This window comes from Methanohalophilus halophilus (assembly GCF_001889405.1).
Lineage (GTDB): Archaea > Halobacteriota > Methanosarcinia > Methanosarcinales > Methanosarcinaceae > Methanohalophilus > Methanohalophilus halophilus.
This window is the reverse complement of record NZ_CP017921.1, coordinates 993,470-1,018,355: the sequence shown is the minus strand read 5'-3', so window position 1 is coordinate 1,018,355 and position 24,886 is coordinate 993,470. Positions and strand designations below refer to the sequence as shown.

At 43.1% G+C, this 24,886-nt stretch carries 33 protein-coding genes and 2 tRNA genes; 26 read left to right on the top strand and 9 right to left on the bottom strand.

Annotated features, from left to right (window positions below; genetic code table 11):
• Nucleotides 1-87: 87 nt before the first annotated feature.
• Complete coding sequence (gene cofD / locus BHR79_RS05165) at nucleotides 88-1,011, bottom strand: 2-phospho-L-lactate transferase (RefSeq protein ID WP_072561366.1); 924 nt, start codon at nucleotides 1,009-1,011, stop codon at nucleotides 88-90.
• Nucleotides 1,012-1,076: 65 nt separating this feature from the next.
• On the opposite strand from cofD, the gene BHR79_RS05160 reads away from it, so the two are divergent.
• From BHR79_RS05160 to BHR79_RS05125, 8 genes are all read left to right on the top strand, one after another.
• The gene (locus BHR79_RS05160; protein ID WP_072561365.1) at nucleotides 1,077-2,273 is read left to right on the top strand and encodes an HD domain-containing protein; all 1,197 of its coding nucleotides are present in this window, start codon (nucleotides 1,077-1,079) and stop codon (nucleotides 2,271-2,273) included.
• Nucleotides 2,274-2,282: 9 nt separating this feature from the next.
• Nucleotides 2,283-2,618, top strand: a complete 336-nt coding sequence (gene lpdD / locus BHR79_RS05155) for a prenylated flavin chaperone LpdD (RefSeq protein WP_072561364.1) — start codon at nucleotides 2,283-2,285, stop codon at nucleotides 2,616-2,618.
• 1 nt (nucleotide 2,619) lies between these two features.
• Nucleotides 2,620-3,183, top strand: a complete 564-nt coding sequence (locus BHR79_RS05150; RefSeq protein WP_072561363.1) for a UbiX family flavin prenyltransferase — start codon at nucleotides 2,620-2,622, stop codon at nucleotides 3,181-3,183.
• Nucleotides 3,184-3,268: 85 nt separating this feature from the next.
• Nucleotides 3,269-3,346, top strand: a tRNA-Pro gene (locus tag BHR79_RS05145).
• Between the two features lie 65 nt (nucleotides 3,347-3,411).
• Nucleotides 3,412-3,687 carry a ubiquitin-like small modifier protein 1 gene (locus BHR79_RS05140; protein WP_072561362.1) on the top strand — a complete coding sequence of 92 codons (276 nt, stop codon included), beginning with the start codon at nucleotides 3,412-3,414 and terminating at the stop codon, nucleotides 3,685-3,687.
• A gap of 22 nt (nucleotides 3,688-3,709) precedes the next feature.
• On the top strand, nucleotides 3,710-4,078 hold the full coding sequence (crcB, locus tag BHR79_RS05135; protein ID WP_072561361.1) for a fluoride efflux transporter CrcB: 369 nt from the start codon (nucleotides 3,710-3,712) through the stop codon (nucleotides 4,076-4,078).
• A 1-nt stretch (nucleotide 4,079) separates the two neighbouring features.
• A complete protein-coding gene (locus tag BHR79_RS05130) occupies nucleotides 4,080-4,436 on the top strand; it encodes a fluoride efflux transporter FluC (RefSeq protein WP_072561360.1) in 357 nt (118 codons plus the stop codon).
• Between the two features lie 30 nt (nucleotides 4,437-4,466).
• Nucleotides 4,467-4,790 (top strand): DUF190 domain-containing protein, encoded by a 324-nt coding sequence (locus BHR79_RS05125; protein ID WP_072561359.1) that lies wholly within the window; start codon nucleotides 4,467-4,469, stop codon nucleotides 4,788-4,790.
• On the opposite strand, the gene BHR79_RS05120 is transcribed toward BHR79_RS05125, so the two are convergent.
• The 3 genes from BHR79_RS05120 to BHR79_RS05110 all read right to left on the bottom strand — a co-directional run bounded on the left by BHR79_RS05120 (nucleotide 4,791) and on the right by BHR79_RS05110 (nucleotide 6,437).
• Nucleotides 4,791-5,048, bottom strand: a complete 258-nt coding sequence (locus BHR79_RS05120; RefSeq protein ID WP_072360618.1) for a YhbY family RNA-binding protein — start codon at nucleotides 5,046-5,048, stop codon at nucleotides 4,791-4,793.
• A 62-nt stretch (nucleotides 5,049-5,110) separates the two neighbouring features.
• A complete protein-coding gene (locus BHR79_RS05115) occupies nucleotides 5,111-5,818 on the bottom strand; it encodes an RAD55 family ATPase (RefSeq protein WP_072561358.1) in 708 nt (235 codons plus the stop codon).
• Between the two features lie 82 nt (nucleotides 5,819-5,900).
• Entirely contained in the window at nucleotides 5,901-6,437 is a 537-nt protein-coding gene (locus BHR79_RS05110; RefSeq protein WP_072562301.1) for a MogA/MoaB family molybdenum cofactor biosynthesis protein, read from the bottom strand.
• A gap of 226 nt (nucleotides 6,438-6,663) precedes the next feature.
• Between BHR79_RS05110 and BHR79_RS05105 the strand changes: the two genes are divergently transcribed.
• From BHR79_RS05105 to pheS, 5 genes are read left to right on the top strand one after another with little or no spacing between them, the layout of a single operon-like run.
• The gene (locus BHR79_RS05105; protein WP_072360624.1) at nucleotides 6,664-7,182 is read left to right on the top strand and encodes a 50S ribosomal protein L16; all 519 of its coding nucleotides are present in this window, start codon (nucleotides 6,664-6,666) and stop codon (nucleotides 7,180-7,182) included.
• Between the two features lie 28 nt (nucleotides 7,183-7,210).
• A complete protein-coding gene (locus BHR79_RS05100; protein WP_072562300.1) occupies nucleotides 7,211-7,819 on the top strand; it encodes a translation initiation factor IF-2 subunit beta in 609 nt (202 codons plus the stop codon).
• 32 nt (nucleotides 7,820-7,851) lie between these two features.
• A complete protein-coding gene (locus BHR79_RS05095; RefSeq protein WP_072561357.1) occupies nucleotides 7,852-9,042 on the top strand; it encodes a radical SAM/SPASM domain-containing protein in 1,191 nt (396 codons plus the stop codon).
• Between the two features lie 43 nt (nucleotides 9,043-9,085).
• The gene (locus BHR79_RS05090; RefSeq protein WP_200796369.1) at nucleotides 9,086-10,384 is read left to right on the top strand and encodes a tryptophan--tRNA ligase; all 1,299 of its coding nucleotides are present in this window, start codon (nucleotides 9,086-9,088) and stop codon (nucleotides 10,382-10,384) included.
• 18 nt (nucleotides 10,385-10,402) lie between these two features.
• On the top strand, nucleotides 10,403-11,878 hold the full coding sequence (gene pheS / locus BHR79_RS05085; protein WP_072561355.1) for a phenylalanine--tRNA ligase subunit alpha: 1,476 nt from the start codon (nucleotides 10,403-10,405) through the stop codon (nucleotides 11,876-11,878).
• 1 nt (nucleotide 11,879) lies between these two features.
• On the opposite strand, the gene BHR79_RS05080 is transcribed toward pheS, so the two are convergent.
• Genes BHR79_RS05080 through BHR79_RS05070 form a run of 3 tightly spaced genes read right to left on the bottom strand, consistent with a single transcriptional unit; the run spans nucleotide 11,880 to nucleotide 13,999 of the window.
• Nucleotides 11,880-12,989 carry a DUF362 domain-containing protein gene (locus tag BHR79_RS05080; RefSeq protein WP_072561354.1) on the bottom strand — a complete coding sequence of 370 codons (1,110 nt, stop codon included), beginning with the start codon at nucleotides 12,987-12,989 and terminating at the stop codon, nucleotides 11,880-11,882.
• Nucleotides 12,979-13,569 (bottom strand): DUF531 domain-containing protein, encoded by a 591-nt coding sequence (locus tag BHR79_RS05075; RefSeq protein WP_072561353.1) that lies wholly within the window; start codon nucleotides 13,567-13,569, stop codon nucleotides 12,979-12,981. Before BHR79_RS05075 ends, BHR79_RS05080 begins: the two co-directional genes overlap by 11 nt.
• A 1-nt stretch (nucleotide 13,570) precedes the next feature.
• Nucleotides 13,571-13,999: a GNAT family N-acetyltransferase gene (locus BHR79_RS05070; protein ID WP_072561352.1), complete on the bottom strand. Its 429-nt coding sequence runs from the start codon at nucleotides 13,997-13,999 to the stop codon at nucleotides 13,571-13,573.
• Between the two features lie 149 nt (nucleotides 14,000-14,148).
• Between BHR79_RS05070 and hpt the strand changes: the two genes are divergently transcribed.
• The 7 genes from hpt to BHR79_RS05035 all read left to right on the top strand — a co-directional run bounded on the left by hpt (nucleotide 14,149) and on the right by BHR79_RS05035 (nucleotide 18,696).
• On the top strand, nucleotides 14,149-14,721 hold the full coding sequence (hpt, locus tag BHR79_RS05065) for a hypoxanthine/guanine phosphoribosyltransferase (protein WP_072561351.1): 573 nt from the start codon (nucleotides 14,149-14,151) through the stop codon (nucleotides 14,719-14,721).
• The gene (gene dph2 / locus BHR79_RS05060) at nucleotides 14,708-15,691 is read left to right on the top strand and encodes a diphthamide biosynthesis enzyme Dph2 (protein WP_072561350.1); all 984 of its coding nucleotides are present in this window, start codon (nucleotides 14,708-14,710) and stop codon (nucleotides 15,689-15,691) included. The genes hpt and dph2 overlap by 14 nt, the downstream gene beginning before the upstream one ends.
• Nucleotides 15,692-15,694: 3 nt before the next feature.
• A complete protein-coding gene (locus BHR79_RS05055; protein ID WP_072561349.1) occupies nucleotides 15,695-16,300 on the top strand; it encodes an METTL5 family protein in 606 nt (201 codons plus the stop codon).
• Nucleotides 16,297-17,073: an exosome complex RNA-binding protein Csl4 gene (locus tag BHR79_RS05050; protein WP_083433030.1), complete on the top strand. Its 777-nt coding sequence runs from the start codon at nucleotides 16,297-16,299 to the stop codon at nucleotides 17,071-17,073. The genes BHR79_RS05055 and BHR79_RS05050 overlap by 4 nt, the downstream gene beginning before the upstream one ends.
• 24 nt (nucleotides 17,074-17,097) lie before the next feature.
• On the top strand, nucleotides 17,098-17,373 hold the full coding sequence (locus tag BHR79_RS05045) for a DNA-directed RNA polymerase subunit L (protein ID WP_072561348.1): 276 nt from the start codon (nucleotides 17,098-17,100) through the stop codon (nucleotides 17,371-17,373).
• A 23-nt stretch (nucleotides 17,374-17,396) separates the two neighbouring features.
• On the top strand, nucleotides 17,397-18,557 hold the full coding sequence (gene pscS / locus BHR79_RS05040; RefSeq protein ID WP_072561347.1) for an O-phospho-L-seryl-tRNA:Cys-tRNA synthase: 1,161 nt from the start codon (nucleotides 17,397-17,399) through the stop codon (nucleotides 18,555-18,557).
• Between the two features lie 67 nt (nucleotides 18,558-18,624).
• A tRNA-Gly gene (locus BHR79_RS05035) sits at nucleotides 18,625-18,696 on the top strand.
• A gap of 372 nt (nucleotides 18,697-19,068) precedes the next feature.
• Here the strand turns inward: BHR79_RS05035 and BHR79_RS05030 are convergent.
• A complete protein-coding gene (locus BHR79_RS05030) occupies nucleotides 19,069-19,623 on the bottom strand; it encodes a GNAT family N-acetyltransferase (protein WP_072562298.1) in 555 nt (184 codons plus the stop codon).
• A gap of 30 nt (nucleotides 19,624-19,653) precedes the next feature.
• On the bottom strand, nucleotides 19,654-19,938 hold the full coding sequence (locus BHR79_RS05025; RefSeq protein ID WP_072561346.1) for a hypothetical protein: 285 nt from the start codon (nucleotides 19,936-19,938) through the stop codon (nucleotides 19,654-19,656).
• A gap of 160 nt (nucleotides 19,939-20,098) precedes the next feature.
• Here BHR79_RS05025 and BHR79_RS05020 point away from each other — a divergent pair, with 160 nt between their 5' ends.
• The 6 genes from BHR79_RS05020 (at nucleotide 20,099) to BHR79_RS04995 (ending at nucleotide 24,812) form a co-directional block, all read left to right on the top strand.
• Nucleotides 20,099-20,362, top strand: a complete 264-nt coding sequence (locus BHR79_RS05020) for a hypothetical protein (protein WP_072561345.1) — start codon at nucleotides 20,099-20,101, stop codon at nucleotides 20,360-20,362.
• A gap of 177 nt (nucleotides 20,363-20,539) precedes the next feature.
• Complete coding sequence (locus tag BHR79_RS05015) at nucleotides 20,540-21,802, top strand: rhodanese-like domain-containing protein (protein WP_072561344.1); 1,263 nt, start codon at nucleotides 20,540-20,542, stop codon at nucleotides 21,800-21,802.
• A complete protein-coding gene (gene egtD / locus BHR79_RS05010; protein ID WP_072561343.1) occupies nucleotides 21,799-22,761 on the top strand; it encodes an L-histidine N(alpha)-methyltransferase in 963 nt (320 codons plus the stop codon). Before BHR79_RS05015 ends, egtD begins: the two co-directional genes overlap by 4 nt.
• Complete coding sequence (locus BHR79_RS05005; RefSeq protein ID WP_072561342.1) at nucleotides 22,758-23,939, top strand: aminotransferase class V-fold PLP-dependent enzyme; 1,182 nt, start codon at nucleotides 22,758-22,760, stop codon at nucleotides 23,937-23,939. The genes egtD and BHR79_RS05005 overlap by 4 nt, the downstream gene beginning before the upstream one ends.
• The gene (locus BHR79_RS05000; RefSeq protein ID WP_072561341.1) at nucleotides 23,936-24,358 is read left to right on the top strand and encodes a SufE family protein; all 423 of its coding nucleotides are present in this window, start codon (nucleotides 23,936-23,938) and stop codon (nucleotides 24,356-24,358) included. Before BHR79_RS05005 ends, BHR79_RS05000 begins: the two co-directional genes overlap by 4 nt.
• A gap of 127 nt (nucleotides 24,359-24,485) precedes the next feature.
• A complete protein-coding gene (locus BHR79_RS04995) occupies nucleotides 24,486-24,812 on the top strand; it encodes a winged helix-turn-helix domain-containing protein (RefSeq protein WP_072561340.1) in 327 nt (108 codons plus the stop codon).
• The last annotated feature ends 74 nt before the right edge of the window (nucleotides 24,813-24,886 follow it).

The window sequence follows — 24,886 nt, the reverse complement described above, 5'->3', positions numbered from 1 at the left end:
CATTTTGGTATAGTCAATGATAGGGAATATTAACATATATACTCTTTGCTTCTGAATTTTAAGTATGTTTAAAATTTTCAAGCACACTTATTCCAGGGTCTCAAATAGCTTCCTTACATAACTTGCCAATTGTATACTTACATCTACAGAAGACATCATTGTATCAGTCGTTACTATACTGCAATCCATACTTTTAAAGGAATTACAAACCTGCTGATCGCGGATATCTGTTACAAACACATCCAGAAAGTCATGGTAGCACCTTACAACCTCATTTGAAGAAATACCGTAACCAAATGCATTCATAAGTTTACCTGCAGGACCACTAACAGGTTCATTCCCGATAATCGGACTGATTGCAACCACGTTTTTACTTTTAAGGATTTCAGGCATTCCAGCAAGGGATATGATGGGACCTATGCTTGTAATCGGATTGCTGGGACCAATCAGGATATCTGTCTCTTCCCGAAGTTTCTCCATTACAGCAGGAGATATAGAAGCTTCATCAATTCCAACCATCTTAACTTCAAGTACATCGGGTTTGCCCTGATGCTTAATCCAGAAATCCTGGTAATGCATCCAGCCCAGAGGTGTACGTATCATGGTGGATACCGGATCATCTGACATAGGCAGGATGTTGGCCCTGATACCAAAGCTTGAACAAAGGTTTACAATTGCTTCACTTAGGGTGGCCCCGTTGCGAATCATATCAGATCTCATAATATGCGTGGCCCGATCCCGGTCCCCCAGCATCATCTTTTCACCATAACCACAGTCCTTCATAGCATTGAAAGTGCTGAATGTATCACCTGCTATACCCCACCATTTATCCCGGTCAATCATACCGGCAAAAAGGTAGAGTACTGTATCAATATCCGGTGTTACAAGGTTACCCGACACCCACAGGTCTTCGGCAGTATTCACGACAACTGTAATTTCTCCTTCATCCATTGTCCGCATCAGGCCATCAAGGAACTTGGGGGTGCCGGTTCCACCGGAAAATATTATCATGATATTACCTCTATTTCACTACCAAAATCACAACATCATTATAATATGAACGGTTATTTAAAAACATGAAGGTCATGAGGGACCCCGTACACGGTCATGTCGAACTTGACGAGCTTGCAGTATCCCTTATGGATACACCCCGCATGCAGCGTCTCAGGAGAATACGCCAGCTCGGACTTTCCAACCTGGTGTATCCAGGTGCCAACCATACCCGTTTCGAACATTCACTGGGCGCACATCACCTGGCTACGACCCTTGCGGGAGAAATAGATTCCGTGGAGCAATCTGAAATCGATGAACTCAGGGTTGCTGCAATGTTACATGATATAGGACACGGACCCCTGTCCCATGTGACAGAAGGCATCATCAAAAAATACACCCGCAGGGAGCATGAAGATGTAAAACACCTGCTGCGCAAAGGGGATATAGCAGAAGTTTGCAGCGAAGCCGGCCTCAACATATCAAGGATCGCAGACCATATTCTAGGCAAAACCTCCCTCGGACAGATTATAAATAGTGAGATTGATGTTGACCGCATGGATTACCTCATTCGTGATGCACATTATACGGGTGTGGCATACGGCCTTGTGGACCATAGCCGCCTGATCCATAAAATGCAATTCTACGAAGATAAACTGGTTGTAACAGAGGGTGGACTCAATGCGGCCGAATCCCTGCTTGTATCACGTTTTTTGATGCATCCTTCAGTATATTTCCATCACGTGACACGCATCTCGGAAACAATGATAATAAGAGGTATCGAGTATCTTGTAGAGAGGGAGAAACTCAATCCCTTCAGCCTTCAGGATATGGATGATTACCGCCTGTTTGAAACTATGCGACAGGACGACGGTTACGCCGGTGAAATGATCAACAGGATTGATGAGAGGAAACTGTACAAACGCGCCCTCTATGTAGGTTTTGATGACGTTGATGAAAAGATTTTGAGTTATCGCAAATCCATCCAGAGAGTGGAAAAGGAAATCGCAGAAGAGGCGGGAATTGATGAAAAGGAAGTCCTCATAGATATTCCAAAGTTGCCCCGGATAGAGGAAATGAAAGCATTGATCAAAGTCAATGGAAAGAAAATGACCCTTGATAAAGCCTCCCATCTTGTAGCAACTCTTGAAAAAGCACACCGTGATAACTGGAAGCTTGGGGTTTATACCCCCAGGGAACACAGGGATAAGGTGAAGAAAATAGCAAACGATTTTTTTGAGGTAAAAAAACAGACCCGACAATACAAGTTAACAGATATATAAGGGATATAAGTGGAATCAATTGAAAAAAAAGCGGGGGAAAGGAAACTCTTTCTTAAATGGCGCAATATTGGAGACAGTTTGCTTGTAACACTTACGGGTGGAGAGGAGCATATAGGAGCGGTCGCTGTGGGTAATTCAGGTGCTTCCTCGGTAATTACCCTTCCCGGACACAGGGATGATGAAATTGCACACAAACAGGCAGGCCGCATTAACAGGAAAACCGGCAAGGATACTGTATTCCTTGTAGGGATACATTTCAACAACATCCAGCCTGATGAGATCAGGAAAATATGCGATACCGCAGAACTTATGGTTGACGAATTTATAGATATAATTGAGGAATAATATGGAAGTCGTAGTGGGAATCAGTGGGGCCTCCGGGGCACAGTACGGAATCAGGTTACTTGAAATATTTGCAGAAAAAGGAATTTATACACACCTGGTAATAACCTCTGCAGCCAGGCAAATAATAAATATAGAAACAGACTGGAAGATCGAAGAGGTGGAAAAACTTGCCTGTGAGGTACACGAGGAAAAAGATTTTACTGCTTCTGTAGCAAGCGGATCGCATCCTTACAATGCTTTGATAATAGCCCCTTGCAGCATGAAAACTGCTGCATCCATTGCCCATGGAATCTCCGATAATCTCCTTACAAGGGCTGCTGATGTCTGTCTCAAGGAAGGCAGGAATGTTATCCTGATGGTGCGGGAGACACCCTACAGCCGAATTCATCTGGAAAACCTGCTCAAACTCAAGGAATCCGGCACCCAGGTTTTGCCTGCATGTCCTGCGTTCTACAACAAACCACAATCAATAGACGACTTAATTGATTTCATGGCCGGAAGGGTGCTGGACCTTCTGAATATAGATAATGACGTATACCCCAGATGGGAAGGAGATAGCAACTGAGCCAATTTTCACCCTCTTCTGCACCCTTCAATAGTTAGATATATCTAGGAGAAGTGCATTTAGGGGGGGTGCCCTTATATCATGTGGGATAGTAGGGTAGCCTGGCCGATCCTCGAGCGTTTGGGACGCTTGGACTGCGGTTCAAATCCGCGCTATCCCACCACTATTCTTCATGTAACTACTAATTCTAACGAATATTTTATAAACCAGCCTGACATGGGAAAAGCTATGGCTGCCAAGAAGGTAAGATTGTTTGCCAATGTCAGGGAAAAGGCCGGAACTTCCGAAATAGAGGTCAACGGTGATACCGTTTCTGAGATATTGGATGAAATAATTGCAAAATACCCGAATCTTGAGGAACTTATATTTGAAGATGGCAAAAAACTCAGGGGATATATAAACATCCTGATCAACGGAGAAAATATCCAGCATATTGAAGGTACAGATTCAACTATTACAGAAAAAGATGAAGTCGCCATATTCCCCCCCGTTTCCGGCGGATAAATAAAGATGGTGGGACAATCCCATGGAATACCGGGATATTACCAATCTCTTTGTAATAGGAATTGGTGGATTCCTGGGAGCTGTATGCAGATATGGCACGTCCACCGTTATCCCGGGAGCCGGGGGGACGCTGGTTTTGAATGTGCTGGGAAGTTTCCTGCTGGGATTGTTACTGTTCTACTCTGACTATATCGGTTACCTGACCCCACGCATCCGCATCTTTGCAGGAATCGGGTTTTTAGGCGCATTCACCACATTCTCCACATTCATTGTACAGACTGTGCAAATGCAGCCTGTAGACGGGTTTGCAAACATAATGATAAATCTGCTACCCGGCCTATTTGCAATTTTTCTTGCAAGAGGGGTGGTAATATACATCGGAGGCGAGTGAAATGTATCCAACAGGTTATTTACTTGTTGGCATCGGTGGGTTTATTGGTGCAATCCTCAGGTATATGGTCGCAGGAATAACCCCGAAAAAAGGAGATATGCCCACAGGTACACTCACAGTAAATATAATTGGTACAACAATACTCTCATATCTTACATATTCCCATTCCTTGCAGCATCTTTACCTGTTGAATATAGGTATTCTGGGTTCATTCACCACTTTTTCCACTTTTACGTATGAATCATTTACACTCCTGGAGCAACAGGCAAACCGGAGTTTCCTTACAAATATAATGCTTAACTGTGTGTGCTGCATGCTCGGTGCCGGACTCGGGCAGTTAATGGCAAACTTAATTTAAAAATAGAATTCAACAAAGAAGGGGGACCATATGCAATCCAAAATACTGACAATTTATCTTAGTGAAAATGATACATACAAAGGCAAAAGTGCCCACCAGGCCATCATCGAATTCTTGCTTGAAAATGATGTGGCTGGTGCCACCGCAATCAAGGGGATTGAGGGATATGGTGTACACAGTATAATCCATAAGACAAGTATCCTCAGACTTGGAATGGACCTCCCGATCATAGTACAGGCCGTGGATGAAGAAGAAAAGTTGCGTAACACCCTGCCTGAACTCAAGAAAATGATTCCTGATGAACTCATTGTGATGCAGGATGTGGAAATCCTGGCAGGGGAAAAAAGGAGTTAATTACCTGTAGAGGACTATCGCCCTTCCACGCACATCTATCAGGGTCGTGGATGTAAGAGAGGCCAGTTCCTCTGCAATTGAATCCATACTTTCGCCGGGGAAACTTTTGAGGATTTTTACCTTGACAAGATGATTGGCTTTAATTTGTTTTTTCAATTCAGTTACAACCGCATCATCAATTCCTTTTTTACCCAGCGTGAGAATGGGTTTCAGGTGAGTTGCTTCTGACCTAAATTTCCTTATTTTATCCTTATCCATCAAATAACACCTGCCTATAGGGACCTGCATGAAGTATATATAACTAACTTAAAGAAAAGCATTCAGTCTTCCTTGATGCCCTGAATGGATATCGAACCATCTTCCACCAAATACTCATACCAGGGAGTGGGTTTGGAGGATATGCCTACTGCACGTAGATAATGACTGCCGTTTTCTTCCTGTACCTCGATCATACCGTCATAAAGTTGTTTTAAGGTAGCAATTGTGCGGGAGTCATGCATCTGGTCTTCAACTACGAATAAACCAAGCCCTTTTATGGCTTTGATTCTGCCTGTGAACACGTGCATGAAACGAAATACCGTCTGGATATTAGAATACATAAGAATGGTCGAGACAGAATTTATACAGAGGATATTATGAGAAATCTGGCGTTTCATCCAGAATTGTTCAAAAAACTGACTTATTCGAACACCTATACCGGTAAGGTCCACAGGACTTGAAGCACGTTTTATGTTCTCAGTATCTTCAGCCGCCATCCCCAGTGTCTTTGTTACACAATCCACAATCCCGATATTGGATACAGGTATGGTTTTGTCAAAGGAGGTGAACCATTCCAGAACATGCTCACCCGGTTCTCTTGTAGAAACTATGACCGAAGATTCTTGCCTTTTGAGACCGTGTTTAAGGATATGATATGCAACATCTTCCTTTCCGCTCATAGGAGGACCTATCACCATCAAATTGCTTCCTTCACGGATTTCCCCGATAATACTATCCAGTTCTTCAATACCCAGTGAATAGGATGTCATATACTCCAGCCGAACTCTCTATTTTAATTTATTATATAAGGATAGCCCTTAATAACATTATTCCTGATAATACCCTCAGTTATCATGATCTTGCATGTTTTACTATATGCCCTGCTTCAGGAAGTACGATTTCCTCAATTGCAAGTTCCACTGCCTTTGGCGAACCAGGAAGGCAGAATACAGCACAACCCTGTATGATGCCTGCAGTTGCCCTGCTCAATATTGTGGCAGACCCTATCTGATCCAGACTTTTAAGGCGGAAAAGTTCTCCGAATCCTTCAAGTTCTTTTTCAAATAGCGGGCAAAGGGCTTCTATGGTCACATCGCAAGCAGACAATCCTGTGCCACCGGTAGTAATCACAACATCGGCTCCATTAAATATCGCTGACAGGACTTCTTTTCTTATATCTGCGATATTATCTGCCACAAGACTGTAGCATAATACTTTGTTATGGGCAGCCTCTATAAGATCTGACATTAGTTGCCCCGAGACATCATCCACAGCAGAAGGGGATTCTGTAGACCCATACGTATCAAAACGAGAAGTTGAGATGGTTACAAGACTAAAAGCATGTGCTTTATCAGTCCCTTTTTTATGCTCTTTGGTACTTGAGCTCATAAAAGAACATATAGAAAACTGCATATATTATAATTCTGCTGCATACCCTTTACAAATACAACAAATGACCGATAAGACTTATAAACTACCAGACAATATGGAGGGCAATATAAGATAGTACACCATCCCATCAATACATTAAAATATGTAAATCTCAATAAGAAACCAAAACTTTCGAGAATGGGATAATTCTACATCATTATCATTCCAAGGAGGCTTTTAGTCCATGACAAGAAAACCAGCAAGTATGTACAGGAACATTAAACAGCGCTCATATACACGCAGAAAGTACATGGGTGGTGTTCCGGGAAGTCAGGTAATACACTACGACATGGGAAATAAGACTGCAGATTTCCAGGTCAAGATGTCACTTATATCTGAAGAGAAATGTCAGATGAGACACACAGCTCTCGAAGCAGCAAGGATTTCAGCTAACAGGCATATGATCTCCAAAGTAGGCCGTATCAGTTACCATTTCAAATTAAGAGTTTACCCTCACGAGGTCCTGAGAGAAAACAAACAGGCAACTGGTGCAGGTGCAGACCGTGTATCCAGTGGTATGAGAAAAGCATTCGGAAAAGCTGTAGGTACTGCAGCAAGAGTCTCTGCTGGGCAGAAGATATTCACTGTTTCTGTCAACAAGAAGAATTTCAAGCATGCTAAAGCTGCACTTAAAAGAGCAGGACAGAAACTTCCAACACCAATAAGAATTGTTGTTGATGAAGGCGCAGAGCTGGTACAATAAAAAACCAGCTTTTGAGGAGGGAACACTTATGGAAGACTATGAATCCTTGCTTGACCGGGCAATGGAAAACCTGCCGGAAACCGAAACAACAGATGAACGTTTTGTAATTCCGGAACCCAAGATTTATTTTGAGGGAAAAACAACGGTACTGGACAATTTTGCACAGATCAGAAGTGTCCTTAACCGTGACGCAGATCATCTGATGAAATACCTCACAAGGGAACTGGGTACCGCCGGCAAGGTCGAAGGTGGCAAGGCCATATTCCAGGGGAAGTTCCCTATCCAGGCTATCAAGTCCAACATAAATGCCTATGCTGATGAATATGTCATATGTTCGGAATGCAACAGGCCAGATACGGAACTTGTGAAAGTTGACAGAGTACTCATGATGAAATGTGCCGCATGTGGTGCACACAGGCCTGTCAAGAAAAGGAAAGCCACTGCACCTACCCCCGAATCCGCCCTTGAAGAAGGGAAGGAATATGAAGTCAAGATTGATGCTGTTGGTTCCAAGGGAGACGGAATCGCCAAGATGGCAAAATTCACTATTTTCGTTCCTGGTACTGCCAAGGGCGATGTCTTAAAGATCAGGATCAAAAAGATTAGTGGAAACCTGGCATTTGCAGAAAAGGCATGAGATCCCCGGCATAATTAAGGAGCAAAAACCCAATGTCAGTCGATGAAAAGGGTCAGGGAATCAATGTTTTTTCAATTCCCGGCCTAAACATTGACCTCGAAAATTCAAACGGCTCTTTACAGTTAAATTCCCGGGGCCAGCTTAAATATGCCTGCTCACCTATCCTGAAAAAAATTAATGAAAGATTACGGGAAGAAAAACCCGTACATATGGGCACTGACAGGGTAATTGCTTCTACCTGGCTGCCTCCTATCCCGAGCGGTCCTTTTAAAAGACTCCTTAATGCTGAAGTACAGCATGCTTTGGGGAGACGGGTTCCTGAAACTGTTTCTTTTGAGATCACACGACAATGCAAATGTAATTGTGACCATTGCATTATAAGTAGTGGAGAGGAAGATCTTGACACAGAAACTGTCAAGAAAACCATAGATGATGCTCTTGACATGGGTGCATTCATAATTATTTTTACAGAGGGAGATCCTCTGCTCAGGGAAGATATTTTTGAATTAATAGAGTATGTCGACAAGGAACGTGCAATTGTCAATATGTACACACCTGGAACAGACATGAATCCTCAGACGGCAAGAAAACTAAAGGAAGCGGGGCTGCATAATCTTCTGATCAGTATATACTCCACTGATCCCGAAAAGCACAATGCGGTAAGAAGACTTGAGGGTGCATTTGATATGGCTACAGCTGCCATTAAATATGGGCTTGATGCGGGTTTGTTAGTCACTATGTGCACTCATGCCTCCCCGAAAAATATGGATGAACTCCCACAACTCTATGATTTTGCAACCGAGATGGGAGTGAGCGAATTTTCAATCTGGGAGAGTGCTCCGAAAAAGAAAGGTGATGCTATCATCTCGTCTGAGGACAGGGATAAAGTCCTTGAAATGCACCATAAAGCCAATTCTACAGAAACCGGCCCCAGGATATTTACCAATAGTTATTTTGAAGGTGAGATGTTGGGTTGCATGGCGGCTCAGCGCTGGATGCATATCTGCGTGGACGGGTCGGTCAAGCCCTGCCCGTATATCCCATTCAGTTTTGGAAATATACAGGATCAACAATTAAAAGACATCTGGAAGAACATGAAGAAAGTACCACGGTTTGAATCAGGGGATGTATTCTGCCAGATGCAGATGCCACAATATCTTGAACTTGTGGAAAAGATTCCAGATGGAGTTGTCCCTCCATACCCATTTGACAAAATCGAATAAATTATACCAATAACAAAAAACCAGGTTAATCTTGAGGATATGCATGAATGTGAAACTAGATCCATGGGGCTCGTCAAATATCGACGACTATTCGAAATTGTTCGATGAATTTGGAATACAGCGTTTTGATGAACTCCTGCCCCGGATCGAGCAACCCAGCGCTTACATGAGAAGGAAGATTATCTTTGGCCACAGGGATTATGACATGATAACCCGGGCCATGAAAGACAATGACCCGTTTGCGGTAATGAGCGGATTCATGCCTTCCGGAAAAGTCCATCTCGGAGGAAAAATGGTCATGGACCAGATCATCTGGCACCAGCAGATGGGTGGTGAGGCTTTTGTGGGTATTGCCGACAGGGAAGCATATTCAGTCCGGGGATTTTCCTGGGAAAAATGTAAACAGATTGGAATTGAAGAATATATTCTTAGCCTGATTGCCCTGGGATTTGAACCAGATGGGCATATTTATTTCCAGTCCCAATCCAAAAATGTAAAGGATCTAGCCTTTGAACTGGGTGTCAAGGCAAATTTCTCAGAACTCAGTGCCATCTATGGCTTCAATGGCCAGACCAATATAGCACATATGGTCAGTGCACTTTCCCAGAGTGCGGATATTCTCCAGCCCGAACTTGAAGAATTCGGCGGACCCAAGCCGACAGTTGTTCCCGCGGGAGCCGATCAGGACCCTCACATGAGACTTACGCGGGGACTGGCAAACAAGATGAATATGTTCCTTATCGAAGAGAGGACGGATAAGAATAACATACCTTTTGTCAGCGTCCGCAGCAAGACCGCACCTGCTGATGCACTTGAAGAGGTATCAGAGGCGTTGCCCTGGGATACGAAACTGTTCGAGGGACATGTGGATATTTTTGGCGTGGATGACCTGACCAAACTTAAGGAAATCACAATGGAAGTCGAAATGAACAACGGTGGATATGGATTCCTTCCACCGGCTTCGACCTATCATCGATTTATGTCTGGATTGCAGGGCGGCAAGATGTCAAGCAGTATACCTGACAGCCTGATAGCCCTTACAGATGATCCGGATGATGCCGCCCGCAAGGTAAAGAAAGCAAAGACGGGTGGACGTATGACCCTGAAAGAACAAAAGGAACTCGGGGGACAGCCCGACGAATGTTCTGTCTATGAGTTACTCGTATTCCATCTTAGTGACGATGACGGGGAACTGGCACAGATCCATTCCGAATGTTTGGATGGCATTCGCATGTGCGGAAGTTGCAAGGGCCTGGCAGCAGAACGCATGGCAGGATTTTTAAAAGACCATCAGGAAAAAAGGGAACTGGCACGCGAGAGACTTGAAGAATACGGACTCTGATACTTAAAGGGAGATACTATGGAAAACCTCAATCTTACACTGAATGAAAAGGAAGTACTTCTCTTCCTCGAACAAAAAGGTACTGCAAGTCCCGCAGACATAGCCGAGGGAACATCCCTGAAAATAGAGAATGCTACACAGGCCTCCTTTTTACTTGAAGAAAAGGGTCTTGCAGAAGTAAAGGATGAAGTATCGGAAAAGTATTGCCTCAGTTCAGAGGGTGTGCAATATGCTGAAAAGGGCCTCCCAGAAAGACAGGTGCTCAACAGGATCGACGGGCCCACTGCTATAAAGGACTTGCAGGAAATGCTTTCCCCCCAGATGGTGGGAATTGCAACCGGGTGGCTTAAGAGAAAAGGCTGGGCATCCATTGAGAAAGGAAATATCATACCTGCAGCAGATGTATCCGAAACCGATGACGAGATTGCCCTGACAAAACTCGGTGAGACAGCATTTACCCTTGAAGAAACCGGAATTGACCAGAAGGTTATGAAGGACCTGGTCAAACGCAAGCTGGTAGAAAAAGAAGAAACAAAAAGCCGTACTATAACAATTACAGCCGAGGGGGAAAAAATCGCTGCATCAGGCCTTGAGCTCACCGACGATATCACCCAGCTGACCTCCAGGTTGCTCAAGAGCGGGGAATGGAAGAACAAGACTTTTCGCCCCTACAATATCGACAAACCGCCAAAAAAAGTTTTTGCAGCAAAGGTCCATCCCTACCAGCGCCTGATAGACCAGATGCGCCAGATATTCCTGGAAATGGGATTCACTGAAATCAAGGGAGATATTATACAGAGCTCATTCTGGAATTTTGACGCCCTATTCCAGCCACAGGACCACCCTGCCCGGGAAATGCAGGATACATTCCACCTGGAATCCCGGTCAGAGTTGCCTGACGAATACTTGGAAACGGTATGTTCCATGCACGAAAAGGGCGGTGACATTGAATCCAGGGGATGGGGCGGCAAATGGGATAGTGATGTCGCAAAACGCAACGTCTTGCGCACCCATACCACCTCGGTCAGTATCAAACACCTGGCAGATAATCCCGAGCCACCGGTCAAAGCTTTCTGTATAGACCGGGCCTATCGCCGGGAAACAATTGATCCCACACATACCCCTGAATTCGAGCAGCTGGAAGGTGTGGTAATGGACAGGAACATGTCCTTTGCCAACCTGCTGGGATGCCTGAAGGAATTCTATCACAGGATGGGATTCGAGAACGTCAGGTTCAGGCCCGGATACTTCCCCTATACAGAGCCCAGTGTCGAACCCGAGGTTTATATTGAGGAACTGGGTTGGGTTGAGCTCGGCGGTGCCGGAATATTCAGGAAAGAGGTTACTGAGCCCCTTGGCATCAAAGAACCGGTTTTGGCATGGGGCCTGGGTGTCAGCCGCCTGGCAATGCTGAGATTGGGTCTGAAGGACCTGCGCGAATTATACCAGTCCGACATTGAATGGTTGCGCAAAAGCCCTGTCTGCAAACTCTGATTCAAAGCAGTCGGGCTAGCAGTGACTTCCTGGGTTTTACAGCCGCTGCCGGACACAATTCCCGGCAGCAATAACACAGGATACATTTACTATCATCTATGACAGCGTGTCCCTTTTCCATATGTATGGCTTCTGCAGGGCAATTTCTCACACATGCTCCACAGGCAGTACACTTATTAGCATCTATTTCAGGCCGTATCGTGAAAAAATCACCCGCTTTCTGAACGACCCTGGAAGGCAGCATTCTCAACAGGCTGGGACCCGGTTTTTTGAAAGGGACTGCAATATCATCCACGTTTACACCGACTATTTGAGGGGAAATATCACCGTAAATTCTGGCTGCTACACGGTTGGAAGGTATTGAAAGGGGATCTAAGGCCATTAATTGTGCCGCAACAATATCCAGGGAAATACCATCTTTTGAGGCAAGGATTGCACCTACATTAATTGGTTTACCCCGGGAGGGACCATCCCCCTCCATTCCCACAACTGCATCAATAAGGGATAGTTGCGGGGTTGCCACATTGTAAATATCCAGAAGGATTTCACTGAAAACCAGAGGATCGGCCATCATATGTGCTTCCTTCCTGATGCGCAGGGGAACGGCACCGAACATATTTTTCACTGCACCGGTCATCGTTGTGAGTTCATGGGTCTTGAGTTTGGGCAGGTTAATAATATAATCAGCATCCAATACACTGTCACTCACATAGATCTCATTCAAACGCAGGGGATTTTCAGGTTCTGCTTTACTAAAACCTGCAGTCTGGAAATTTACAACTTCTCCCCCGCCTTCCAGAGCAGCCTGTTTTATACCGGATCCCTCTAGCGCTTCTGCGGTTGCTCCGGCAGATGTAATACCGGCACAATCCCCTACAACAGGATGAGCACCCGCCTCCCTTACAAGTTCACATACTGCACGAACAAGAGAAGGATGGGTTGTAGCCGCATCTTCTGGTTTGCGGGCAGCAAGTACATTGGGTTTAATCAGGATGCGCATACCTGCTTTGATTTCATCAAAACAACCAAGCAGGTCTATTGCCTCCCTTACTGCCTGTTTGGAGGTGGAATAATCCACACATCTGACTAATGCTACCCGGTTAGGATTCATTGTATGAATAATCAGGAAAGTGCTTAAAAGAGTTATGGGATTTATGGTTAGTACTCTTTATTCCCTCGACTACGCCCATGATATATGCAGGGATTGCCCCCATAGCCGTGCAAGTCTCACAGGAAGTACCCTCACTACTTATATCAAGGTGGTTAGGAGCCTGTTTTGTAATTGATTTTGGCAATCCTTTCCTGCCCAGGCCTACAAGGAAAAGATAGGAATCGTGATGCATTATTCCCTGTGCAGCATCCATAGCTGTCATTCTCTTTGATTCATCGGCCCTGGAAGTGGTTGCAACAGGTTTACCAAAATGTGCCGGAAAACCTTTTTTCGCAAGGTCCTGTACAAAAAAATGATGGTCTTCATTGAGCTGTTGCAGATAGGCTCCTGATTCTCCTATTGTTGTTTTTTCCACAACGTACTTCACAAGTTCATCTTTTTCCATATCAAAAGGAAAATCAAAAAGGGCAAGACTAAAGCCGAATATCTTGCAAATCGGGGCTGCCCGGGCAATGGCCCTATAATGGGCATCAAGGACCTTTATACGATCATAAGTATTGACAATTCCAAGGGTCTGCATGTTATTCTCTCCTCCACACCATCACATGCTGGCTGCAATTTTCCAGGTATTCACAGTATGCACAATCATCCCACAATTCTTCTCTGGAAGGAAGGATTACTTCAATAAAACCTGATTTCCTGAAAAAGGATGTGGCCGTGGTTCTTGCATATACTGCACTGCTCAATGAGAGGTCCAGAGCACTTGAGACCAGCAAAGCACCTATTCCTTTTTTCCTGAATGAAGGGTGAACTGCAACACTATGTAACTCCTCAATGTTATCCCTTACAAATGCTACTGTGCCCACTATCTTATCATCAACTCTTGCCAGCAAAAAATCTCCTGTATCCAGATCTTCCCCATCGAGAAAATAGGTAGAGAGCAAAGAATCTATCGTTGCCCTATCATCCGGAGCAGCCTGACAAATTGTAATGTCCTGGGTAAGATGCATGATCTCTGAATCCTGTCCCTGAGGAGAGGGGATTTATATAAATAGATGTTGCAGATACCATCCGCCAGTTATAAATACAAATCCATTTATTCCTGCCTTCAACCTTCCTTCCATCAGGAAGACAATTCTTCTCATTGTCGGGGTAAAACATGTTAGAAATCCTCAAGAAATCCCTGAAAAAAGCCCCTATTGTAAAACGCGGTAAATACCCCTATTTCATACATCCGATTACAGATGGTGTACCTGCAATAGATCCCAAACTGCTTGATGAGATCAGTGACTACATCATAGAGTACTGCGATATGAACGTCGACCGGATCCTGTCTATTGAAGCGATGGGAATTCCCCTTGCAACAGCAATCTCCCTGAAAACCGGCATCCCATTTTCTATCGTGCGCAAAAGACAATACCAATTGCCCGATGAAATTAAGATATCCCAGAGCACAGGATATTCTAAAGGCGAACTCTACATAAATGGTGTTGAAAAGAAAGACCGGATACTGCTTGTTGATGATGTGATCAGCACAGGAGGAACCCTGCGCTTTCTGGTAAAGGCCCTGGAAAAAAAAGGCGTTACTATAAGCGATATAATAGTTATTGTAGGCAGGGGAGATGGTGTACAGCAACTTGCAGGGGAAGGAATAAGGGTCAAAACACTTGTGGATATAGCTGTGAGTGAGGACGGAGTTTCAATACTGGAGGACACCGGTGAAACTAATTGAGAATTTTGATATTGACCTGGAATCCATTATTAATATGATTATTCAGGAAAAAGCCACAAAGGTCGGCCTCCAGCTACCCGAAGGCTTCAAGCGTCAGGCAATGGAGATTGCAGGATATATAGAGGATAATACCGATGCAGAAACCCTCATCTCAGGCAATCCCTGTTATGGGGCATGCGATCTTGATATGCAGCTTATCAAGGATACTGATCTTGTATTCCACTTCGGCCATTCCAGACTCGAGCCCTCTGAAAATGTAGTTTATATTGAGGCACCCTCACATCTCGATATAAGTGATGTGGTTTTTCAGGCTGCAGACAAACTTAAAGGAAAAAGGATTGGCCTCCTTACGACTGTACAGCACGTGCATAAACTGGAAGAAGTCAGGAAAATCCTTGAAGAAAACGGATTCGAAACCATTATTGGAAAAGGAGATGGAAGGATAGTACATCCAGGCCAGGTACTTGGGTGCAATTTTTCAGCTGCATATGACATAACCTGTGAAGAATACCTGTATATTGGCGGCGGGAAGTTTCATCCGCTGGGCATAGCCCTTTCAACAGGCAAACCTGTACTTTGTGCAAATCCATTTTCTTCATCCATCGAGTACATCGACCTCAGGCAAATCATGAAACAGCGATATGCAGCAATTGCAAAAACCATGGAAAAAAAGAGGTTCTGCATACTGGTGTCCACAAAACCCGGTCAGGAAAGAATGCAACTTGCCAGGGATATAAGGGACATTGCCAGGGAAAATGGAAAAGAGGCATACATTGTAACAATGGATCTCATAACACCCGACCAGCTCTTGCAATTCCAGGCGGATGCATACGTAAATACTGCATGCCCCAGGATTGCAATCGACGAGGCAGGAAGATTCCCGGCTCCCATGTTAACTCCTCCTGAATTTGAGATCGTACTGGGAATACGTGAATGGGAAGAACTGGTTTTTGATGAGATAAGGGAATGATAGATGAAACAGCGAAAACTCGAGATGCTACTGCAAAAGGTCAGGGGATTTGATGATCCCGATCCTGCACTGGAACAATATGCCACACCCGCACCTCTTGCTGCTGAATTATTACATTTTGCATACATGAAGGGAGATCTTGAAGGAAAGGTTTTTGATATGGGATGTGGCACCGGGATACTTGCAATCGGTGCCGCACTGCTGGGAGCACATGAGGTCATCGGATATGATAGTGACCCGCAAGCAATAAATGTTGCAAGAGAAAATGCCTTGTTGATGGGTGTTGAAGTTGAATTTGTTAATTACCCTATAGAAAAGGTAAATGGAAAAGCGAACACTGTTGTTATGAATCCCCCGTTTGGCGCCCAATGTAAGGGAAATGACAGACCTTTCCTCTCAGCTGCCCTGAATGCAGGGAATAATATCTATTCGATTCATAACAGCGGAAGTTTTAACTTTATAAGGCAATACATAAATCCATCAGTTATTACCGAGTGGTATTCTACATCTTTCCCGCTAAAAAGAACATTTAAATTCCATAAAAAAGATGTAGAACGAATTGAGGTAGAAATATACAGAATAAACTCCTTATCACATCATAATTATTGAAACTAAGAGGGATTATTATTAGGATACGCAACAAAAAGAAGGCCACCAGAAGGAAAATTAAAGGTTCTTCAAAGAAGGATGAAAAAGAAGAAAATCGAAATCCCAAAACTAAGGGCCAGCAAAAAGAAAAGGGAGAGGCCAAGGGGAAGAATACTGAGAACCTGAAAAAAGAGAAACCCCAAAAGCATCTCAAAGAAGAAGCCGAAAAACACATTGAAGAGCAGTTTGTGCTGCCCGGTGATATTGTTGGTACTAATGAAGAGTATGAAGCCGGTGAAGGGACCTATACATTAAGAGGAAACATATATTCAACCAGGACAGGAAATGTTGAGGTTGACAGGAAAAAGCGTAATGTTTCCGTGCGGGCTACATCCGAACTTCCACCTGTAATAAAGAAAGATGATATTGTAGTTGGCAATGTGGTGAATGTACGTGACTCAATGGCACTTGTACAGATAGCAGCCATTAAAGGCCATGGAGAAAGGGAAGTCAACAATCCCGGAATTGCCGCCATTCACATATCAAATATCAAGGAAGATTACGTCAAAAACATAGCCAATGAGCTTGCTCTTATGGATGTTGTTAAGGCAAAGGTGATTGATACTGATAGCATGCGCCTGAGCATTGCTGCCAAGGAACTGGGAGTTATGTCCGCAGTTTGTGGCCGGTGTGGTGAACCCCTTGCTATTGAAGAGGGAAAACTGAAATGTCCCGCCTGTGGCAAGACTGAAAAGCGTAAACTTTCAGCTGATTATGGAACAGGAATAATCTAACACAACGGCGACAGGAGATTTATCATGGAACTAAAGATCATTGAGAAAAAGGATGATGAGATTAAAGTAGAAATAAAAGGAGAGAGTCACACTCTGCTTAATATGCTCAAGCATTTCCTGCTTGAGGATGAGCATGTGGATATAGCAAGTTACGATATGCTTCACGTAAGTATTAGTGAGCCCATCTTCTATGTAAGGACCGATGGCAAAGACCCTGTGCAGGCAATCAGGGATGCAGCGGTGAAACTCACAGCAAAATGTGATGAGTTCAGTGGTGTTTTCGAAAAAGCCCTCGCATAATCCGGCAGGAGAGCTGGGCCAGCATGTCACTTAATGAAGATAAACTGAAAAAATTCGGTTTTATCGAAAGGGGACCAAAGGATGCAATTAATATCGATCCCCTGCAAACCGGAGGTATCCTGACAGAGGATGCACGCAAAGCCCTGCTTGAATGGGGAGACGGTTATTCGATCTGTGATTTCTGCGGTGGTGTGCTGGACCTCATTAAGAAGCCACCTGTATATGAATTTGTACATGAAGCCCTGCCAGAATTCATAGGTACCGATGAGGTAAGGCTTACACATGGTGCACGGGAATCAAAGTTTGCGGTAATGCATTCAATGGGAAAACCCGGAGACACTGTCGTGCTTGACGGGCTGGCTCACTATTCCTCACACGTTGCCGCACAAAGGGCAAATCTTGAAATAGAAAAGGTGGAAAGTTCCGGCCATCCAGAATATAGCCTTGACCCTGAAGGTTATGGGCAGGCTATCGAAAAGGTAACCAGTCAGAATGGCAAGCCTCCGGCACTGGCCCTGTTGACTTATCCAGATGGCAATTACGGTAACCTGGCAGATGCAAAAAAGGTAGCAGATGTCTGTCATGAATATGATGTACCACTGCTCCTCAACTGTGCATATTCCGTAGGCAGGATGCCGATCGATGCAAAGAAAATTGGAGCCGATTTCATCGCCGCCAGTGGCCACAAATCAATGGCATCATCCGGCCCGATTGGCCTGCTAGGTGTACAGGAAGAATACGCAGATACTGTTTTCAGGAAATCTCCAACTCATAAGAAAAAAGAGATCGAGCTATTGGGATGTACCTCCAGGGGTGGCGGGCTGATGACAATGATCGCCTCATTCCCCCAGGTTGTGGAGCGTACCAAACACTGGGACGAGGAAGTTGCCAATGCCCGCTGGTTCTCGGAAAAAGTGGAAAAACTCGGACTTATTCAGTTAGGACAGAAACCACATAATCATGACCTGATGTTCTTTGAAACCCCGCCGTTTTATGAGATCTCAAAGACCGCCAAGAAAGGCAGGTATTTCCTGTACAGGGAACTCAAAAAACGTAATATCCATGGTATCAAAGGTGGCCTTACCAAATATTTCAAACTGAGTACCTATCAGGTTGGCAGGGACAATCTTTCCTATGTGGTTGACTCCTTTGAGGAGATAATCGACAAATACACTGAAGAATAAGGGCAGAGGGTCACACCTTCTCCCTCGAAACTTTTATTATCTACAGAGTCTATAAATTTTTAGTTGAGCGGCTGTGGTTTAGTGGCTATGACCTGAGCTTCCCAAGCTTAGAACCCGGGTTCGAATCCCGGCAGTCGCATCTTATTTTTGGGATATAGTTATCTCTGAAAAACAGAACTCTTGTAATTCTTTAAAATTGTGCTTTGAATTTTTAAAACCATAAAATTTATTTCAAAAAATTATTTTTTTTGTACACTACTTTATCTTTCGAAACAAAGAGTATATATGTGAATAAGACATAGTCTTAACACTAAAGTAATAAATCCCGTTTATTTTCTGTGGGGTGGTATGAGCGGGTAGTTGGGGAGTGGGGGTACTAGAAAAAGATATTGGATACTACCCGCTCATTTAATAATTGTAATAAAGATGGTTATTGTATATACACTTTGTGCTTACATTTTTAGTTAATTTATAAGGGTTACTTCCCCCAACTTTCCATATACCCAAATTTTCATTCACTCCAATATTCCGATTTATTCAAAGCATCAGCACAAACAACTCTGCCCCTAAATCCATCAGTTGATCCTGAGGTTAAAGTATAGACCATCCATCCATTTGCATGTTCTTTAGGAATTGGATAAGTTGCAGTAAAACCCATACTTCCTGCATCCTGCTTAAATCCATATTTTGGATAATAGCTTTCATGTCCAAGAACAAATACCATTTCAGCACCAATTCCTTTTAACAAATTCAATCCCTCATTAATTAACATGCCACCAATTCCCTGTCTCTGATGTTTTGGTTTAACTGCCATAGGTGCAAGAATGTAAATTAATGGGGATGTTGTATTCCCATCAATAGTTGCTTTTGTGAAAAGAATATGTCCAACTGCTTCTCTATTCTTAAAAGCTAACAAAGATATTACTGGCTCTGCGCTTTTATCTTCCAGAAGCTGAGATACAAGATTTGCTTCTTCCTCGGATCCAAAAGCCTCTTTTTCAATTTCCATTATATTGTTAAAATCTGAATCTTTTGCTTTCCTTATCTGAATATTATTTGTTATCATATCACACATATTTAGTTAAAGGAAATTTAATTATATTTCCCACATCTCCAACCTCTCCCTCACATGAGCATTCAAACTAAAAGGTTTACCAGATTTAGCATTCTGCTTCATATAATGCAAAGTACCTTTAGAGAACCCCATCTTCTTCCATTCAGAATAAGACATATCAAGGATCTTCTGTCTCAACTCCTCTGAATCATCCCTTTCAAACTTATAGACAGGCTTGACAAATTCCAAGTTCTTCCTTCTGCCAGTAAGATAAAATGCCTGCTTCATATGTATCATTAAACCAATTTTTCTACAATCTCCAACCAATAGTTCAGAACCGCAGTTTTGCCAGCTTGAAGTAGTCCGAAACAGTGATCCTAATCACTGTTTCACAACCTATATATGATAAGATTACAGAGTAAATTATGGTGCATTAATGCACCGTGGTGGTTAAAATAACCACTATTGGGAGTTTGGAGGAAAAAATATGACAAAATATCTTGTGGAGTCACCACACACAGCAGAAGAATGCCTTGAAGCATTAGATGAAACACTGGCGCTGGGGAGCGACATATTAGATCAGTACTATTTCGGTTGCCGGGTTGATGTACACGTCGGCTGGGCTATTGTAGATGCCGAGAGTGAAGCAGAGGCATTAGGGAACGTACCAGTTTCCCTGCGCGACAAAGCACGTGCAGTCAAAGTAGAAAAATTTACCCCGGAGCAGATACAGAAGGAACACGAAGGGTAAACTGCGTACCGGCAACTCAGACTGCTTGCACTAACTATGCCCTTATCGCTACCGAAGTTGTGACAACCGGGGATATATCATAATATATACTTAGAGGATAGCAGAAAATCCTGTAAAAGACGATCCCTAAAAAGTAAATCCCAAATAATATATAAAGATTTAAACCAATTGTATTATATGGGGAAAATTACAACTAAAAAGTTAGCAGAAGACTTAGACAACTATAAGGTAATTGATATAAGATCCATTGATGCCTATAATGGCTGGAAAGAAAGTGGAGAGGCAAGAGGAGGGCACATCAAAGGTGCAAAAACTCTGCCTTACAAATGGTTACACTATATTGACTGGATAGAGATAGTAAGAAATAAAGGTATCCTGCCGGAAGATTCTCTTATCATTTATGGATATGACCCACAAAAGGCAGAAGAGGTGGCAAGGCAGTTTGAGAAAGCCGGGTATCCTGATATAACTGTTTTCAACGATTTTTTTGAATGGGCAGAAAAAGATTTGCCCATGGAGCATCTTGAAAGATATGAGCATCTGGTTTCAGCGGATTGGCTTAACCAATTGATCACAACAAATGATGCTGCGGAATACAACAATGATAAGTTCGTGATCTGTCATTCTCATTACAGGAACCTTTCGGATTATGATGAAGGCCATATTCCCGGAGCTATCCCTATTGACACAAACTCCCTTGAGTCGCCAGAGACATGGAATCGCCGCTCCCCAGAGGAACTAAAGGCTGCACTGGAAGAGGCAGGCATAACACATGACACAACAGTCATACTTTATGGAAAATTCTCTTCACCAAATAATGATGATCCGTTCCCGGGAAGCAGTGCAGGCCATCTCGGTGCAATGAGATGTGCTTTCATCATGCTTTATGCCGGTGTGAAAGATGTGCGCATACTCAATGGCGGTCTTCAGTCATGGCTGGATTCTGGTTATGAAATCACTACATCTCCTTCTAAAAGCGAGAAAGTATCTTTTGGAATTGACATACCGCAAAAGCCGGAAATTGCTGTTGATCTTGAAGAAGCAAAAGACATTCTTGCATCTCCTGACAAGAACCTGGTGAGCGTCAGAAGCTGGAAGGAGTACATTGGAGAAGTAAGTGGTTATAATTATATTGAAAAGAAAGGTAGGATTCCGGGAGCAGTATTCGGTGATTGCGGAACAGACGCCTACCACATGGAAAACTACAGGAACCTGGACCACACCATGCGTGAATTCCGGGAAATTGCAGAACACTGGAAAAAACTTGGAATTACTCCTGATAAACGTAATGCATTCTACTGTGGGACTGGCTGGAGAGGCAGTGAAGCCTTTTTAAATGCATGGCTTATGGGATGGGATAAAGCAGCAGTTTATGATGGTGGATGGTTTGAGTGGAGCAATAACAATCTTCCTTTTGAGACGGGGGTCCCTAAAGAATGATCATAGAAGATTTTATGCCAAAAGTTGGAGAAAGTTCCATCAGGGAAGAGATGATAGCCTGTCTCAGAACCAATCCTAAAACACTTCCTTCTATGTTTTTCTACGACCATCATGGCTCGGAATTGTTTGAAATGATCACTAATTTAGAAGAATATTATCCTCCAAAAGTTGAGATTCCATTGCTCAGGTCAACTGCCCAAAAATTGAAACAAGAATTGAAAGACTGTGATCTTGTAGAGCTTGGAAGCGGAGACTGTTCCAAAATTTCTGTATTTCTCGATGAAATACCAGAAGAGATTCGCCAGACTATAGTATATTACCCGGTTGATGTATGCAAACAAGCTATAGAGAAATCTGCCTGTAATCTTCAGGACACATATCCTGAAATGAATATCCATGGGATTACTGCTGACTTCCTTGAACATATTGAAAAAATCCCTGCAAAAAGGAGAAGGTTCTTCTGTTTCTTCGGAAGTACAATCGGTAATCTTACTGAAGTACAAGCAATGAAATTCATGACAGACCTTGGCAAAGTCATGAATAATAACGACAGGCTTCTCCTGGGAGTGGATATGGTAAAAGATATTGATATCATCGAAAAAGCCTATAATGATAGCCAGGGGATTACTGCAGAGTTTAATAAGAATATTTTAAAAGTTGTAAACGACCATATTGAGACTGATTTCTATCCAGAAGAATTTGAACATGTTGCATTCTTCAATAAAAAACATTCCCGAATAGAGATGCATCTGAAGGCAAAGAAAGACCTGGAAGTAACAAGTCCCTTCTTAAAAGATCAGATAGTATTCAAAAAAGACGAGACCATACACACAGAAAACTCTCATAAATATACTGTTGATGGTATCAATAAAATGGCAAATGCTGCAGGACTTTCTGTAGAAAGCATCTTTAATGATGATAAGAAATGGTTCTCCCTTGTTGAAATGGTGAAACAATGACAGGTTTTGCAAAAGATTTCCCTATACTTGAAAAAGAAGTCTATGGAAAACAATTGGTTTATCTTGATAACGCAGCAACAACCCAGAAACCAAACTCTGTGATTGATACCATATCTGATTTCTATAAGACAGATTACAGTAATATCCATAGAGGTGTACATTACCTGAGTGAGAGATCAAGTGAGAGATATGAAGAAGCAAGGACAAAGGTAAGTGACTTCATAGGTGCTCGCAACCCGGATGAAGTGACATTTACTGCCGGGACTACCGATGCCATAAATCAGGTTGCACGTTCACTTGAACCTTCCTTAAGGGGAAATGAAGTCCTGGTAACAGGTGTGGAACACCACTCAAATATCGTTCCCTGGCAGATGGCAGGAGCAAAACTAAGGGCAATTCAGATGGATGAGGATTGCAATTTGCTGTTGGACTCTATAGATATCACAAAGGATACAAAATTGATTGCTATCAGTCATGTCTCAAATGTTCTTGGTTCTGTAAACGATATCAAGGAAATAACTGAAATTGCAAAGGACCATGATGTCCCGGTACTGGTGGATGCAGCCCAATCAATACAGCATTTGCCCCTGGATGTAAAAGCTATTGACTGTGACTTTTTGGTTGCTTCAGGACACAAGATGTATGCATCAACCGGAGTTGGGGTGCTTTATACAAACGATCGCTTCAGTGATCTCATGCCGGCAAAGGGCGGAGGCGGTATGGTCGATAAAGTAAGTCTCGAAAAAACAACGTATCAAGAACCCCCTTTAAGACATGAAGCAGGCACACCGCACATTGCAGGAGCAATAAGCATGGGTGCAGCAATTGATTACATGGAAAAAATAGGTCTGGGAAAAATAGAAAAGTATGAGAGTGACGTTTATTCTTACGCAAGAGACAGACTGCTGGAGATGGATAATGTGACAGTTTATGGAAATACAGACCGAATGTGTGGGTCAATCTCCTTTAATATAGATCCGGTTCACCATTATGATGCAGGCCTCATAATGGATAAGATGGGAGTAGCTGTCAGAACAGGGCATCATTGTGCCCAGCCATTGATGGAATCCTTCGCAATAGAAGGCACAGTACGAGCAAGTTTTGCATTGTATAATACAAAAGAAGATGTAGACAGGCTTGTTGAAGGGATTGAAAAAGTAGAGATGATGTACTCGTGACAGATGCTATCCAGGATGAAATAATAAGGGAATTTGATGGCCTTGAATGGCTTGACAAGTATGACCTTCTTATCACTTCGGCCAAAAAACTAGAACCCATGGATGAAGATTCCAAAACCGATGAAAATTCAATCAGCGGATGTCAATCTAAAGTTTGGATTCAAAGTTATAAGAAGGATGGCAAATTGAGTTTTAATCTCGATAGTGATGCCATGATAACCAAGGGGATTATGGCCCTTTTACTCAGGGTCGTAAACAATCGGTATCCCCGGGAAATTGCAAACATTGATCTGTACTTTATTGAAAAAACCGGATTGAAATCAAATCTCTCACCCGCAAGATCGAATGGATTGGAATCGATCATCAAGCGAATAAAGGAAATCGCTGAAAATGAATGTGGCCAGAGCAACGTTCAATAATGACAATCTAATTTCATAATAAAGGTCATACAGAATCTGCTATTCCAATGAGTAGCAAGAATACAGCCAACAAGAATATAAATTATTAATCGTTATAAATATCTGCAGATATCCAGAGGTTGAAACAATGGAAGACGACTACGATGAACTCGACGATGTAATTAAGCAGAAACCATCAAAAGGTGAATCTGTCAAAAAGGAGCATGACATGTTGAATAAGGCTGCATCCCACCCGTTAAGGAGGCAAATAGTTAAAACAATCGGAGCTTTTGGGATCAACACAGATGAATTGTCCGCAAACATCGATGAAGAACCTTCTGTACTGAAATACCACATCGATTTCCTGCTCAACGGGGAACTGGTCAGGATTGAAAATGGTGAATACAGGCTGACGGACAAGGGCATTGAGTTGCTTTCCGACTGCCAGTCCGGTAAATCAAATCCTAAATGCTAAAATTGGTTTGTAACCTTTCCAGCTATAAATTTCCACAAACCTCTTTAACTTAAAAACCAATAGGAATTATGGAG